The following is a 14,658-nucleotide window of genomic DNA, read 5'->3' as shown; positions in this document are numbered from 1 at the left end:
TCCGGGGTGGCTCCGACACGCCGGCGACAGCGGGACGACATCCCCGCGACAGCGCCCGCCCCTACGTTGAGGATCGCGACGACGTCTGCGAAAAGCTCGACACACAGGGGGGAACATGCGCAAAAGGAACCTTGGTCTGGCCATCGCCTCGGTGGCCGTCGTCACCGGAGCCCTCGCGAGCGCGCCGGCCGCCTCGGCGGCGCGGGTCGCCGAGGCGCCCGCCGCCCGCGCGGCGGGGCCGATCGACTGCGGCGGCTGGTCGCGCTACACCGGCAACCGTCCGGCGTCCGTCCGCATGGTGCGGTGGGGCGGGGTCAACGGGCGCCCGCAGATCAACCTCATGACCGGCTACATCCGTGGCGTCCAGCACGGGTGGGCCCAGTTGTCCGGCGCGAAGAGGGGCGACTGGGTCACTCTCGACGTGAGCTCGGACGGAGGCAGGACGTGGGGTTACTGCGGCCCGTTCGAGGCCCGGTGGGACGGGGAGATCGTCATCTCGCCGGCCGCCCGTTCGTCCAGCGACCCGAACCTCCGCTTCCGCGCCTGCGGCGCGCCCTCGGGCGTCCCGGGCGGCCGTGCGGTGTGCACCACGCCGTGGTGAGCCGCCGCTGAGTCCGCGTGACACCGTGCGCGCCGTCCTCTCCCGCGACTGCCGGAGAGGACGGCGCGCGAGGCGTTCCCGTCGCCAGGTCCAGCGGAGGCCGACCTGGCTGTCCGGATGTTGCGCGGCGGTCTGCGACCTTCCGGGTGGACGACACAAACTACTCTATCGATCCCCATCATAAGGACATATAGGGTAGTTTGTGTGATCAGTCGCCGTATCGAAGGAAGCAGCTTGTCATGACCGCGATCTACAAGTCCGAGGCGGGCGCCGACCTCCTCCAGAGCCGCTACCGGCAGGTCCTGGACGCCTGGCCGGTCCCGGCCGAGCGGGTACGGGTGCCGACCCGCGAGGGTGAGACGTTCGTCCTGGTCTCCGGCCCCGAGGACGCCCCGCCCCTGCTGCTCCTGCACGGCTCCGCGGGCAACGCGGCGATGTGGCGGGACGACGTCGCCGCCTGGACCCGCGACTTCCGTACCTACGCCGTCGACATCATCGGCGAGCCCGGACTGAGCGCCCCGTCCCGCCCGCCCATGGACTCCGGCGCCTACGCGGCGTGGCTGGACGACGTCCTGGCGGCGCTCGGTCTCACCGCCGTCTCGGTCGCGGGCATCTCCCTCGGCGGCTGGACGGCGCTGGACTACGCCACCCGCCGTCCGGAGCGGGTCACCCGCCTGGCTGTCATGTGCCCCGGCGGGGTGGGCAGGACCAAGTCGGGGTGGCTGTTCAAGGCCGTGTTCCTGCGGCTGTTCGGCGAGCGGGGGCTACGCAGGTCGGCGCGTGAGGTCGCGGGCCTGCACGGGCCGGGCCTCGAAAGCGTGCTCGACGACGTGGTGCTGACCTTCCGGCACTTCAATCCGCGTACGGCGCGGCTGCCCCGCTTCACCGACGAGACCTTGAGCGGCCTCACCATCCCCGTCCTGGTGATCGTCGGCGCCCGGGACGCGCTGTTCGACTCGGCCGAGACCGCCGAGCGCGTACGGCGGTGCCTGCCTGGCGCGCGCGTGCGCGTCCTGCCCGGCGTCGGCCACTCGATCTTCGGCCAGACCGACACGGTGTCGGACTTCCTCCGCGAGCGGCCCTGACCCCGGTTTCCCCGGCGTCGGTCCGAGGCGGGCCGGGCGACCGGCTCGTCGCCCCGGCCGGTTCCGCGATGACCCGGACCGTGAAAGGCGGCCTCGTTCAGAGCCGCCGCACCTCGGCGTCGGGGAGTTGCGCCCACCAGCGGTGATAGCGGCTGTAGACGGCCGTGTCGCGGGTGCCGAGAACCCCGGTCAGGGCCTGGGCCTCGACGGCCAGGCCGTCCCAGACGGAGGGCGGCAGGGGGTGGAAGGCGGTGGCCTCGATGCCTCCGTCCACGTGGCGCCACACGCCGGCGACCTGACCGTCCACCAGCAGGGTGGGCAGCACGTCACCGTTTCGCCGGATCACCAGCGGCCGGTACGCCGGGGGGATCACCCTGCTGCGGTCGGAGTAGGCCAGCAGGACGCTGTCCCACATGGCCATGAGCCGGGGCGGCGCGGGGGTGTCCGCGTGGGGCCGGGGGGCGCCGGGCAGGTCGACCAGTTCGGTGCCGCCCGGTCCTCGCAGGTGCTCGACGGCGCCCTCCAGCGTGCCGAGCGCGTCGCGGATCGCCGTCCGCCGTACCAGGGCGAACTGCGCGATGTCGGCCACCGACGCGGGACCGAACCCCGCCAGATAGCGCAGGATCAGGGCGCGCAGCGCCTGCGGCTCGGCCGTCCGGCCGGTGGGGGGCGCCGTCCGCGCGGCGACGAAGGACGGCCGCAGACCGAACGACCACGGTGCGCCGGTCGGCGCGTGGTGCAGCGGCGCGTACGCCTTCAGCCCCCACCACGCCCCCTCTCCCTTCTCGCCGCCGAGCCGCTGCCCGAGCCACGCCCGCATCTCCGCCGAGGTGCGCGCCCGCTCGGCGTAGGCCAGCAGTTCCGGCACCAGTTCGTCGGCGTCGGCGGGGCTCAGCCCGGCTTCGGCGAAGCGGGCGCCGAGGCGGCCGGAGTACAGGGTGGGCTGCACCGCGCCGCGGAAGTCCGGGTAGTCCTCGGCGTGCACGGCGTGCAGCGTGATCCGCATCAGCGTCGCCTTCACCACCGAACCTCCGGCGAAGGCGGCGTCGAGGTCGGCCGGCGCGAACCCGCCGAGCCGGTTCCACAGCGCGACGTACGGCGAGGCCGGGTCCTGCGCCTGGAGTGCGACCACCCTGCGGACCCCGTCGGGGACGCTCAACGGCTCGCGCTCCAGCAGCAACTGGCGGCCGAGGGTCGCCCGGTTGAGTTCACGCACGGTCAACGTCACCGCCACATTCTGCCCCATTCATCACCTTCCGCCAGCCATGCGCGGCGAACCGGGGCCGCCGAGGAGTGCCTGCGCGTGGAGGGCCCCTTCGGGATCAGCGACGCCGACGCGGCCGAGCGCCCCCGCACGCCGCCGGGCGCTCACGACCTCGGGCGCGGGGACTGACTCGCCTGGTTCCGGGGAGCCACCCGGGAGGCGTTCTCCCGGTAGCGGCGCTGACGGCACGCGCGCGAGCAGTACCGGCGCCGGCGCCCGCTCGCCGGCTGGGTGAACGACCCGCCGCAGACCGCGCATTCGTCACGCGGCGGCCCTGTTTCGTCACTCCGGAGGACGGCCTGCGCCGCCGCGACGAGGTCCGCGGCGGCGACCCGCCCGCGCGGCGTGTGCCGTACCAGTTCGCCGTCGAGGTCCGGGCACTGGCCGACGATGTCGTCGTCCGGGCAGCGCAGCAGGTGCAGCAGGTACTCGTGCGCGCTGCGCAGGCGCCTGATCTTCTCCTCGATGAGACCGGCCTGGTGCCGCACGGTGCTCTGCCAGTGCGGGTTGCGGCTGCCCAGGGTCACCACGGCGGCCTGCTCCAGCGGCATGGCCCCGGTGACGCAGCACAGGTAGGCCAGGCCGAGTCGGCGCAGGTCGGTCTCGGTGTAGACGCGGCGCCCGTTGACACGCGGCGGCTCGGGCAGCACCCCTTGGGCCTCCCACCACCGCAGCGTGGACGGGGGCAGGCCGTACAGGGCCGCCGCCTGGCCGATCGAGACGCCGTCGGAATCGCTCATGCCCCCATTTGACATCAAGTCGCCTTGAAGACTCAAGATGGCTAGTGAGGTTAGGCAAACCTTAGTGCCTCTGATCGCGGAGGCGGAGACGGCCACAGGAAGACCGAGGAATGAGCACATCAGACACACGCGCGGACGACGGCCGGCCGGCCGGACTCGCGAAACCCGGGGCGCTGGCACGGCTGCTCGCGCCCGTCCGGCCGCACCTGATCGCCTGCGGGGTGTTGTCGGCGCTGTCCGCCGCCGCCGGGATCGTGCCCTACATCGCCGCCGCCGAGATCGCGCGGATCGTGCTCGAACGGCCCGGCGGGGCGCAAGCGGCCGTCTGGACCTGGGTCGGCGTCGGCGCCGCCGGCGCCGCCCTGTGGCTGATCCTGCTCGTGCAGTCCTCCCGCATCGGGCACTACGCCGACGCGGCGATCCTGCACGACCTGCGCGTGCGGATCGTGCGCCACCTCGGCGCGCTGCCGCTGGGCTGGTTCCGCGCCACGGGCTCCGGGCGGGTCAAACGGGCCATGACCGGTGACCTGGAGGAGATGCACGAGGTCATCGCGCACGCCCTGGGACAACTGACCGGGGCCGCCACCGTGATCGTCGTGGCGATGGGCTACCTGTTCCTCGTCGACGTCCCCATGACCCTGGTCGCCCTGGGCGTCCTCGCGCTGATGGGGGTCTGCTACCGCGTCTCGATGCGGTCGATGACCTCCCACATGAACCGCCTGATCGCCGCCGAAGGACGCATCAGCGCCGCCAGCGTCGAGTACGCCGACGGCATCCAGGTGGTCAAGGCCTTCGGCACCGGCGGCCGCGTCCTGAGCCGCTTCGACGACGCCGTGCACGAATACGCCCAGGCGTTCGCCGCGTGGGTCGCCGAGGTGCGCTACAGCTCGGCGGCGACCCGGCTGTTCGGCTCGGAGATGGCCGTCCTGACCGCCGTGACCGCCGCCGGGCTGGCGTTCGTCTCCGGCGGGTCGCTCACCGTCGCGGACCTCGTGGCGTTCCTGGTGGTCGCCGTCGGGCTGCCGACCTCGATCCTGCCCGCCGTGTCCGCCTCCCAGGGCGTGCGCAAGGGCAGGATGGGCGCGGCCCACATCGAGCGGCTGCTGTCGCACGCGCCGCTGCCGGAGCCGGAGCACCCTCGGCCGCCGGACGGTCACGGCGTCGAGTTCGACCGCGTCACCTTCTCCTACGACGGGGTGACGAACGCGGTCCAGGAGATCAGCGCCGTGTGCCCGCCCGGGCGTGTGACCGCGATCGTCGGCCCGTCGGGCGCGGGCAAGACGACGCTCACCAGCCTGCTGCCCCGCTTCTACGACGTGACGGCCGGGGCGATCCGGATCGGCGGGATCGACGTGCGCGAGATCCCGTCGGCCGAACTGCTGGCGTCGATGTCGCTGGTGTTCCAGGACGTCGCGCTGCTGCGTGACAGTGTGGCGGAGAACATCCGCATCGGCCGCCCCGGCGCTGGCGACCACGAGGTACGGCAGGCCGCCGCCGCAGCGCACGTCCACGACGTGATCGAACGCCTGCCCGACGGGTACGACACGCTGCTCGACGGCGGCGGAGGCGGCCTGTCCGGCGGCGAGCGCCAGCGGCTGACGATCGCGCGGGCCATCCTGTCCGGGGCGCCGATCGTGGTCCTGGACGAGGCGACGGCCGCGCTCGACCCCGACAGCGAGGCGGCGGTCCAGGACGCGCTGGCCTCCCTCGCGGTCGGCAAGACGGTGATCGTGATCGCCCACCGGCTGCACACGATCGCCGGCGCCGACCAGATCCTGGTGATCGACCGGGGCCGGCTGGTGGAGCGGGGCAGCCACGCCGAACTGCTCGGACTCGACGGACTGTACGCGCGGATGTGGGCCGCGCAGGAAGGGGTGCCCGCATGATCCGCCGCCTTCACCGGCTGTGGCCCGATCCCCGGCTGCTGTCGCGGCTGTGGTCGCTCACCGCGGCGCAGGCCGTACTGCAGGGCCTGCTGCTCGGCCTGCTCGTCCCGATCCTGGACGCCGTCGTACGGCCCGAGCCCGATCTCGCCTCGGCCGCCCCGTGGCTCGTGCTCGGCGCGGCCGGCGCGCTCGCCTACGGGGTGCTGAGCGTCGTCGCCGACCCGGTCGGCTACGCGGCGGCGGGCGCGCTGGCGGCGCAACTGCGGCAGCGGCTGATGCGCCACGTGGCCACGCTGCCGCTCGGGTGGTTCACCGCCGAGCACAAGGCGCGGCTGGCCCGGGGCGTGACCGCCGACGTGGGCGACGCCGCGCAACTGGCCGTGACGATCGGCGGGCCGGTGATCGTCTCGACGCTGCTGCCCGCGACCGTCGTGGCCGTGACGTTCGCCGCCGACTGGCGGGTGGCGCTGCTGCTGTGCGCGATCGCGCTGCTCGCGTCCTGGGCGCTGCGGCACGCCGCGCACGTCTCCGCCGTCTCCGAGATCGAACTGGAGCGGGCGGCGACCTCGGTCGCCGGGCGGGCGATCGAGCTCGGCCAGGCCCAGCCGGTCCTGCGCGCGGCGGGCCACGCCGAGGGCACACCCCGGATGCGGGCCGTACTGGAGGAGCATCGCGAGACCTACCGGGAGGGCATGCGCAGGGCCCGGCGGCCGTTCTTCGTCTACACCGGCGTGGTCGCGGCCGGGTTCGTCGCGGTCCTGGCCCTGATCGCCGCGCTCCTGCTCAGCGGCCGCATCGAGGTCGCCCTGGCGATCGCGCTGCTGGTGCTGGCCGCCCGTTTCCTGCAGCCGCTCGGCAACCTCATCGACCTCGTCGGCGCCCTGCGCGCGATGACGAACAAGATCACCCGGATCGAGGAGCTGCTCGCCGCCCCCGTGCTGCCTATGCCGGCCGACCCGGTGCGCGCGATCGGCAGCGCCGACGTCGAGTTCTCGCACGTCACTTTCACCTACCCGGGCGGAGACGCCCCGGCGCTGAGGGAGGTGTCCCTGCGCTGCCGTCCCGGCACCACCACGGCACTGGTCGGGCCGTCGGGCTCGGGCAAGACGACCGTCACCCGGCTCATCGCCCGCTTCTTCGACATCGACTCCGGGCTGCTGCGCGTGGGCGGCGTCGACGTCCGCGAACTCGATCCGGGCGTCCTGCTCGACGAGATCGCCATCGTCTTCCAGGAGGTGTACCTGTTCGACGACACCATCGAGAACAACCTCCGCCTCGCGCACCCCGAGGCGACCTGGGACGAACTCGCGCAGGCCGCGCGGGCCGCGCGGCTCGATGAGGTGGTCGAGCGGCTGCCCGACGGCTGGAACACCCGCGTGGGCGAGGCCGGGGCCCAGCTGTCCGGCGGTGAGCGCCAGCGCGTCGCGATCGCCCGCGCGATCCTCAAGCGGGCCCGCATCGTGCTCGTGGACGAGGCCAGCTCCGCGCTCGACCCCGAGAACGAGGCCGCGATCACGCAGGCCATCGCCAACCTCGGCGACGACCCCGATCGCACGGTCATCGTCATCGCCCACCGTCCCGCCACCCTGGCCGCGGCCGACCACGTGATCTCGCTCGACGGCGGCCGGGTGGCCGAGACCGGCACGCCCGCGCAACTGCTGTCCACGGGCGGGGCGTTCGCGCGCATCAGCCGGCAGTACGAGCGGGCGCGGCAGTGGCGCATCGCCGGCCACGGATGACACCCACGTGATCGCCCCCGGCATCCGCACCGATCGATTAGTCTGGCGGATAAATCGATTAGTCTGGCGGATAATCGGAGGTGGGCAATGGATCGGCGCGAGCTCGAAGTCTTCCTCGTCCTCGCCGACGAACTCCACTTCGGCCGCACCGCCGAGCGGCTGCGCCTGTCGCAGGGCAACGTCAGCCAGACCCTCAGGAAGCTGGAGCGCCGGATCGGCGCACCGCTGTTCGAGCGCACCAGCCGCCAGGTGACCATCACCGCCATCGGCGAGCGGCTGCGCCAGGACATCACCCCCGCCGCCCGGCTCATCCGCGACGGCCTGGCCAGGGCCACCGCCGCCGGGCGGGGCCTCGGCGGGCCGATCACGGTCGGCTTCGTGGGCGCCGCCATGGGCGATCTGCTGGCGCGGGCCGGCGCCCGCCATCCGGAGTTCGAGGCTCAGTTGCGCGAGATCCAGATCGGCGACGGCCTCGCGCCGCTGCGCGCCGGGGAGATCGACCTCATGGCCGGGCCGTACCTGTCCCGCGAGCCCGGCCTGATCACCGGCCCGGTGCTGCTGCGCGAGCCGAGGATGCTCGCCGTCCCGTCCGATCACCGCCTGGCCCGGCAGGAGTCGGTCTGCCTGGAAGACCTGGCGTCGGCATCGGTGCTGACGCTCGGGGCGGCGTCGTGGCCGGACTCCTTCGCCGACGACCGGAGCCCGAGCCACACTCCCGGCGGCAGGGAGATCCCGCGCGGGCCCGAGGTCAAGACCTTCTCCGAGGCGCTGACCCTCATCACCGCGGGCAAGGGCGTCATCGCGGTCGGTGCGCAGGCCAACCGCTACTACGCGTGGCCCGGAGTGACCTACGTGCCCTTCCGCGACGCCGCGCCGGTCGAATGGGCGCTGGTGTGGCGGGCGGCCAGCCAGACCGTCCGCGTGCGCGAGTTCGCCCGCGCCGTCGCCGGGCTCGCGACCGTTCAGTCCGGCTGATCGATCACGCCGGATCCCGTCATTGATCTGCGGACCGGCTGCGACGACCCTGGTGCGGAGTCCTATGACGAAGGGTGTCGAATGAACCTGGTTTCGAAGGCTTTGCTACTCGCGTTGCCGCTCAGTCTGACGTCCCTGCCCGCCGCCGCGCAGCCGGACGACCGGTGGGCGGCCGGATGGGTGAGCGCCGTGCAGCATCCCAGCGCGAACGAATGGATCTCCAGTTGGGCACAGCAGGGTTTCGCCGACCAATCCGTGCGCCAGGTGGTCCGGGTCGGCGCGGAGGGATCGCGCCTGCGGCTGCGCCTGTCCAACATCTACGGCAAGACGCCGCTCAAACTGACGGGCGCCAGCATCGGCAAGACGGCCAAGGGCGCGTCGGTCCGTCCTGAGACGCTCCGCCCGCTGCGCTTCCGCGGCGCGGCCGGCGTGACGATCCCCGCAGGCGGGCGGGTGGCCGCCGATCCGGTCACGCTGCCGGTCGAGGCGCGCGAGCACGTGACGGTGACGCTGTACTTCAAGGGCGCCACCGGACCGGCCACCAACCATCACCTGGCCGCCGCGACCTCCTTCCGGGCCACCGGGGACCGGCTGCGCGATCCGGGCGCGGGCGCGTTCTCGGACAAGAGCACCTCCTGGTACTTCCTGGAGGGACTCGACGTGTCCGGACGTTCCTCCACGAAGAGGGACACCGTGGTCGCGTTCGGCGATTCGATCACCGACGGGCTGGGTTCGACGGTCGACGCCGACCGGCGCTACCCCGACGTACTCGCCGACCGGCTCGCGCGCCGCTCGCTGACCGTGCTCAACAGCGGCATCGGCGGCAACCGGATCCTGAACGACTCGGCGTGCTTCGGCGAGGCGGCCACGGCCAGGTTCCAGCGCGACGTGCTCGACCAGCCCCGGGTACGGACGGTGATCGCGATGGGCGGCATCAACGACATCATGCACGGTGAGATGGCGCCCTCGCAGTGCACGGTGCCCCGCCCCAAGATGACCGCAGACGCCCTGATCAAGGGCTACCGCGCCCTGATCCGCGCCGCCCGCGCCGACGACATCGAGATCATCGGGGGAACGATCCCGCCGTTCAAGGGCTCGCCGGTCTACAACGAGTACGGCGAGGGCGTGCGTGACACGGTCAACACGTGGATCCGGACCGGCGGCGAGTTCGACGGCGTCGCGGACTTCGACCGGGCCCTGGCCGACCCGGCCGACCCCGACCGGCTGCGCCCCGACTTCGACAGCGGCGACCACCTGCACCTCAGCGACGGCGGTTACCGGGCGATGGCCGAGGCCGTCGACCTCGACGAACTGTCACGCTAGAAATCTGGTGGCCGTCCGGGCGCCCCCGGGGAAATGGCCGGACGGCGACCCGCACCCAGGTCGCCCCCGCCTGCCTCCCGGCCGCCTCTGGACGGCTCACGCCGGGTCCGGCAGGCGCATCGCGGCGAGCCGGGCGGGATCGGCCACGATCGCGATGGCGGCGATGCGACCGCCGGCGACCGTGAACGAGATGATCGCGAGCGGGGTTCCGTCCTCCCGCCACGAGACGTAGCCGGGCCGGCCGTCGACGAGCACCGTGCGGTGCCGTCCGACCGCGCCGGAGACCGTCCGCGCGCCGGCGGCCACCTCGGTGGCGCCGAGAGTGACGACCACCCCGCCCGCAGTGTCGACCGTCAGCCGCACGTCCGGGTCGAGCACACGCAGCAGCGCCGCGAAATCGCCGTCCGTCGCGGCCTCGCGAAAGGCCGCGACGACCCGCCGCCGCTCCCGGCTCGCGACCGTCCGCCGCTCGGCCGCCCGCACCTTCCTGCGGGCGCGGCTGGCGATCATCTTGGTGGCGTCGGCGGACTTGCCGAGGATCCGGCCGATCTCGGCGAACGGCACCGCGAACAGGTCGTGCAGCACGAACGCCAGCCGCTCGCCGGGCCCGAGCGAGTCCAGGACGACGAGCAGCGCGAGTTCCACCGAATCGGTGAGCGCCGCGCTCTCCCCCGGCTCGGCGCTGTCATCGGTCTCCATCACGAGCTCGGACAAACCATCCCCGTAGGACGCCTCGGGGCGGGTCTGGCGCGGGTTCGACGGCCGGGGGCGTACTCGGCCGTCGCCCGTATGACGGGGGCGGACGTCAGAAGGTAACAAGGGGCGTCACGGGTGTCCGCTCCCTGCCCTGAGGGGCGATAGTGACGCCGATGCTCGGTTCGGCGGTTCCCCGGGCCGAGACCGGTGGGCGCAGCCTCACGCGGCCGGCTTCGTTACCGCGCCCCCGATTCGATCTTCCCGCTTTGCCCCACCCCGAGATGATCTTTGCCTTATCGTCTCATCGCGATGACATCTCACAGGGGGAGAAACATGAGATTTCTTAGCGGAGTGCTGGTCGCGGTGACGACGATGGGTGCCTTAACCGGCACCGCCGCCGCCGACAGCGAAACGGCGTCGGAAACGGTGACGCTGCTGACCGGTGACCGGGTCACCGTCACCGGGCAGAACTTCCACATCGAACCGGGCACGCGGCGCAAGGTCCGCTTCGCCGTCACCCAACGCGACGGCGATCTCCACATCATCCCGTCGGACGCCAGACCTCTGGTGGCACAGGGACTGCTCGACCACCAGCTGTTCAACGTCACCCAGCTCCTTGAGTGGGGTTACGGCGACGCGCAGAAGAAGGAGATCCCGCTGATCACGCAGTCCGCCTCGGGGGAGGCGGCCGTGCTCGGCGGCGCGCGGCAGGCCAGGCAGCTCGCGGGGCTGGGGCTGGCGACGATGAGCGTCCCGAAGGCCGAGGCCGCCAAGACCTGGCAGGACGTCCTCGGCGGCGTCGGCACGCTCAGGTCGAGCCGGTCCAAGATCTGGCTCGACGGAAAACTTTCCCCCACCCTTGAGCGGAGCGTGGCGCAGATCGGCGCCCCGCAGGCGTGGCAGCAGGGCCTGACCGGGGCCGGGGTCACCGTCGCGGTGCTCGACTCCGGCTACGATCCCGACCATCCCGATCTCAAGGGCGTGGTCGCCCACTCGCGGAACTTCTCCGACGAACCCGACCCGACCGACCGAAACGGCCACGGCACCCATGTGTCCGCCACCATCGCCAGCGGCGGCGACAGGTACAAGGGCGTCGCGCCCGGCTCGAAGCTGGCGGTCGGCAAGCTGGGCACCGGCCAATACCCCCAGTCCGTGATGCTGGCGGGCATGCAGTGGGCCGCCGTCGAGGTCAAAGCCAAGATCATCAACATGAGCGTGGGCATGGCGGACGAGCCCGGAACCGTCGACAGTCCCGGCAGCGCGGACGCCGCGCTGACGGTCGGCGCGGTCGACAAGTCCGACGCCATGTCCCCCAGCTCCAGCCGAGGTCCCCGGAAGTTCGACCACGCGGTCAAGCCGGATGTGACCGCCCCGGGCGTGGGCATCGTCGCAGCGGAAGCCAGGGGCTCGCACGTGGCCAAGTCCGGTACTTCCATGGCGGCGCCGCACGTGGCCGGGGCCGCCGCCATCCTGGCCCAGAAGCACCCGACCTGGACCGGCAGGCAGCTCAAGGCCGCCCTCACCGGCAGCGCCGCGCCCCAGCCCGGCACCACCGTCTTCGATCAGGGCGCCGGACGCGTGGACGTGCTCCGCGCCGTGACGCAGCAGGTGGTCGCCACACCCGCCAACCTGCACGCCGCCTTCCCCTACGGCTCGACCGGCGGACGCGAGGTCACCCGCGAGATCGTCTACACCAACGCCGGGGACACCCCCGTCACCCTCGACCTCACCGTCGAGGGCGAGACCCTGCGCGTCTCCGCCCAGCGCGTCGAGATCCCCGCCAAGGGCAGCACCCCGGTCACCGTCACCATCAACGCCGAGGGCAAAGCCCCCGGCGACCACCCCGGCACCGTCACCGCGAAAGCGGGCGACCAGATCGTCCGCACCGTCGCCAACGCCTGGATCGAACCCGAGTCCTACGACCTGCCCGTCAGCGCCCTCGACAGGAACGGCGCCCCCGCCACCATAGGCGGCAGTGCCTACAACGCTGCAGGCGATGTGCACCAATTCCATCTTGAGAACGGATCCGGCACCATCCGGCTTCCCGCCGGCGAATGGAACCTCTTTCTGGAAATCGATGCCGCCGACGGCTCCAACAGCACCGTCGCCCACGAAGTGGTGCAGGTCACAAAGTCAGCGGCGGTGAACGTTGACGCCCGCCAGAGCAAGCCGATCACGTTCACGGTGGACGCCCCCACCGCCGCGCCCGGAGTGATTGACCAGTATGTGACCCACGGCTGGTGGAACTACGGCAGGGTGAGCATAAGCGGTGATACGACCTTCGCCATCCCGGCGAAGCGGCCGGGGCTCAGCTTCTTCGCCAGGTCCGTGTGGCACAAACAGGGCGCCACCCCGAGCCCGTACCGCTACGACCTCGTCATCCGAGGGACCGACGGGATCCCGGAGAACCTCGCCTACGCAGCCAGAACCGAGGACCTCGCCAAGGTGAGCACCACCTTCCGGGGCGCCGGCGTGGCCACGACCGGCACGCATTCCGTGGCGTTTGAATGGGGGGAGAACCGCTGGACGTACAATGCGGAGACGCCTCGTGTCACCCTGCCCGGCACCCTGACCCAGTACCGGACGCCCGGCCTCACCTGGCGTTCGACCCTGGCCACCGGCAGGTCCCGCCTCATGGACACCGGCCGGCGCGTGGACGGCGGCCACACCCGCGAGACGTGGAACGCGGCGGTCAGCGGACCGTCCTTCGCCACCCTCGGCGGCCAGCGCGACGGCGACAAGCTGGCCTTCAGCGCCGCCCGCCTGTTCAGCGACGCCGCCAGGGGCCGGACCGGCATGGACGCCGACGCCTCCGGCAGCGTCACCCTCGCCAAGGACGGCCAGGTCGTCGCCAAGACCGACTACACGGGGTGCTACGTGTTCGACCCGCGCGGATGCGGGGTGGAGGCGACCCTGCCCGCCGAGGCTGCGACGTACACGCTGACCGCGACCGGCACCCGCCAGGTGCCGCACTCCACGCTGTCCACCTCGGTGGAGGCGGCGTGGACGTTCCGCTCCGCGCGTACCCCCTCGCCTCAGGCGCTGCCGCTGACCGCCGTCCGCTTCGCGCCGCACGGGCTCGACGACCACAACCGCGCCAAACCCGGATCCACCACCACGGTCCCGATCTGGACCGAGCGCAACCCCGGCGCCACCAAAGCACAGGTGAAGAGCCTCCACCTGGAGATCTCCACCGACGCCGGCGCCACCTGGCGGAACACACCCGTCAAGGCGACGCCGCACGGCTGGATCGCACGCGTCGCCAACCCGCAGACCGGGTCCGTCTCCCTGCGTGCCCAGGCCACCGACACCAACGGTGACAGTGTCACCCAGACCATCCGCGACGCCTACGTGATCGGCTGATCCCTCGGCCGGTGGGGGCGAACCCCACCGGCCTTCCCGGCTGCCGGAGCACACCAGCCTCGCGGACATCGCGGCTGGCGCCGTACCCGAGGCGACCGGGCCGCGGTCAGGCCGGGTGCGAGACTCGGCCGACGCCGCCGAACAAGGAGCTGGTACGGGGCGAGCCGTCATCGCCCGGGCGCCAGTCGTACGGACGCACCAGGCCGGGCTCGACGAGATCGTAGCCGTGGAAAAGGCGGCGGATGTCCGCCTCCTTCCTGAGCACGAGAGGCACCGTCGCGCCGGCGAACCCGGCATACCATCCCTGCTGCTCCGGCTCGGACATCCCGTCGGTGGTCAGGTGGGAGATCGCCACGTACGAACCGGGGGCCTGCCGTTCGCGAAAGGCCGCCACGATCCCGGCGGGATCCTCCTCCGGGGTGACGAAGTGGAAGACCGCGACGAACAGCACCGCGACCGGCCGGCCGAAGTCGAGGAACCCGTTGACCCGCTCGTCGTCCAGGATCGTCTCGGGCCGGCGCATGTCGGCGGTGACGATCCGGGTGGAGTCGTCGGCCAGCAGCGCCCGGCCGTGCACGGCGACGATCGGATCGATGTCGACGTAGACGACCCGGGACCCGGGATCGGCCTCCTTGGCGATCTGGTGGGTGTTGCTGGCGGTCGGCAGCCCGGAGCCGACGTCGAGGAACTGGCGGATGCCGCACTCCTCCGACAGATACCGCACCACCCGCCCCAGGAACCGGCGGTTCTCCATGGCGGTGGACCGTACCCGGTCCTCGCCGATCGCCTTGTACAGCCTCGCGTTGGCCGCCCTGTCGACCTCGAAGTGATCCTTGCCGCCCAGCGCTTCGTCGTACATGCGCGCGGCGGTGGGTACCCCGAGCGGGATGTTCGAGGTGCTTTCCGTCGTCATGCCATCTCCTCGGCGCATCGACACAGAACCAAGATCACCCTAACAACCAGGTGGCCCTTCCACCCGCCGAAAC

General features: G+C 72.3%; 11 protein-coding genes. 7 read left to right on the top strand and 4 right to left on the bottom strand.

From position 1 onward, the window contains the following. Positions 1 to 115 precede the first annotated feature (115 nt). Together ABD120_RS21885 and ABD120_RS21880 are read left to right on the top strand one after the other, a co-directional pair. Complete coding sequence (locus ABD120_RS21885; protein WP_343951827.1) at positions 116 to 601, top strand: hypothetical protein; 486 nt, start codon at positions 116 to 118, stop codon at positions 599 to 601. 239 nt (positions 602 to 840) lie between these two features. Next, positions 841 to 1,686, top strand: coding sequence for an alpha/beta fold hydrolase (locus ABD120_RS21880; RefSeq protein WP_343951826.1), 846 nt, complete (start codon positions 841 to 843; stop codon positions 1,684 to 1,686). Positions 1,687 to 1,783: 97 nt separating this feature from the next. Here the strand turns inward: ABD120_RS21880 and ABD120_RS21875 are convergent, their stop codons facing one another. After that, positions 1,784 to 2,932: a winged helix DNA-binding domain-containing protein gene (locus ABD120_RS21875; protein ID WP_343951825.1), complete on the bottom strand. Its 1,149-nt coding sequence runs from the start codon at positions 2,930 to 2,932 to the stop codon at positions 1,784 to 1,786. A gap of 122 nt (positions 2,933 to 3,054) precedes the next feature. Continuing rightward, the gene (locus ABD120_RS21870; protein WP_343951824.1) at positions 3,055 to 3,690 is read right to left on the bottom strand and encodes a MerR family transcriptional regulator; all 636 of its coding nucleotides are present in this window, start codon (positions 3,688 to 3,690) and stop codon (positions 3,055 to 3,057) included. Between the two features lie 110 nt (positions 3,691 to 3,800). On the opposite strand from ABD120_RS21870, the gene ABD120_RS21865 reads away from it, so the two are divergent. The 4 genes from ABD120_RS21865 (at position 3,801) to ABD120_RS21850 (ending at position 9,613) form a co-directional block, all read left to right on the top strand. Beyond that, the gene (locus tag ABD120_RS21865; protein WP_343951823.1) at positions 3,801 to 5,576 is read left to right on the top strand and encodes an ABC transporter ATP-binding protein; all 1,776 of its coding nucleotides are present in this window, start codon (positions 3,801 to 3,803) and stop codon (positions 5,574 to 5,576) included. Continuing rightward, the gene (locus ABD120_RS21860; protein ID WP_343951822.1) at positions 5,573 to 7,315 is read left to right on the top strand and encodes an ABC transporter ATP-binding protein; all 1,743 of its coding nucleotides are present in this window, start codon (positions 5,573 to 5,575) and stop codon (positions 7,313 to 7,315) included. Before ABD120_RS21865 ends, ABD120_RS21860 begins: the two co-directional genes overlap by 4 nt. A gap of 87 nt (positions 7,316 to 7,402) precedes the next feature. Beyond that, the gene (locus ABD120_RS21855; protein ID WP_343951821.1) at positions 7,403 to 8,290 is read left to right on the top strand and encodes a LysR family transcriptional regulator; all 888 of its coding nucleotides are present in this window, start codon (positions 7,403 to 7,405) and stop codon (positions 8,288 to 8,290) included. Positions 8,291 to 8,371: 81 nt separating this feature from the next. Next, a complete protein-coding gene (locus ABD120_RS21850) occupies positions 8,372 to 9,613 on the top strand; it encodes an SGNH/GDSL hydrolase family protein (RefSeq protein ID WP_343951820.1) in 1,242 nt (413 codons plus the stop codon). Between the two features lie 96 nt (positions 9,614 to 9,709). Here ABD120_RS21850 and ABD120_RS21845 read toward each other — a convergent pair whose 3' ends face one another. Further along, positions 9,710 to 10,327, bottom strand: a complete 618-nt coding sequence (locus tag ABD120_RS21845) for a sigma factor-like helix-turn-helix DNA-binding protein (protein ID WP_343951819.1) — start codon at positions 10,325 to 10,327, stop codon at positions 9,710 to 9,712. A gap of 315 nt (positions 10,328 to 10,642) precedes the next feature. Here ABD120_RS21845 and ABD120_RS21840 point away from each other — a divergent pair, with 315 nt between their 5' ends. Continuing rightward, positions 10,643 to 13,672 carry a S8 family serine peptidase gene (locus tag ABD120_RS21840; protein WP_343951818.1) on the top strand — a complete coding sequence of 1,010 codons (3,030 nt, stop codon included), beginning with the start codon at positions 10,643 to 10,645 and terminating at the stop codon, positions 13,670 to 13,672. A 106-nt stretch (positions 13,673 to 13,778) separates the two neighbouring features. On the opposite strand, the gene ABD120_RS21835 is transcribed toward ABD120_RS21840, so the two are convergent. Next, complete coding sequence (locus ABD120_RS21835) at positions 13,779 to 14,585, bottom strand: SAM-dependent methyltransferase (protein ID WP_343951817.1); 807 nt, start codon at positions 14,583 to 14,585, stop codon at positions 13,779 to 13,781. Positions 14,586 to 14,658 lie beyond the last annotated feature (73 nt).

Source organism: Nonomuraea longicatena, from assembly GCF_039525605.1.
Taxonomy (GTDB): domain Bacteria; phylum Actinomycetota; class Actinomycetes; order Streptosporangiales; family Streptosporangiaceae; genus Nonomuraea; species Nonomuraea longicatena.
Note: the sequence above shows the minus strand (reverse complement) of the source record. Positions and strands in the feature narration are given on the sequence as shown.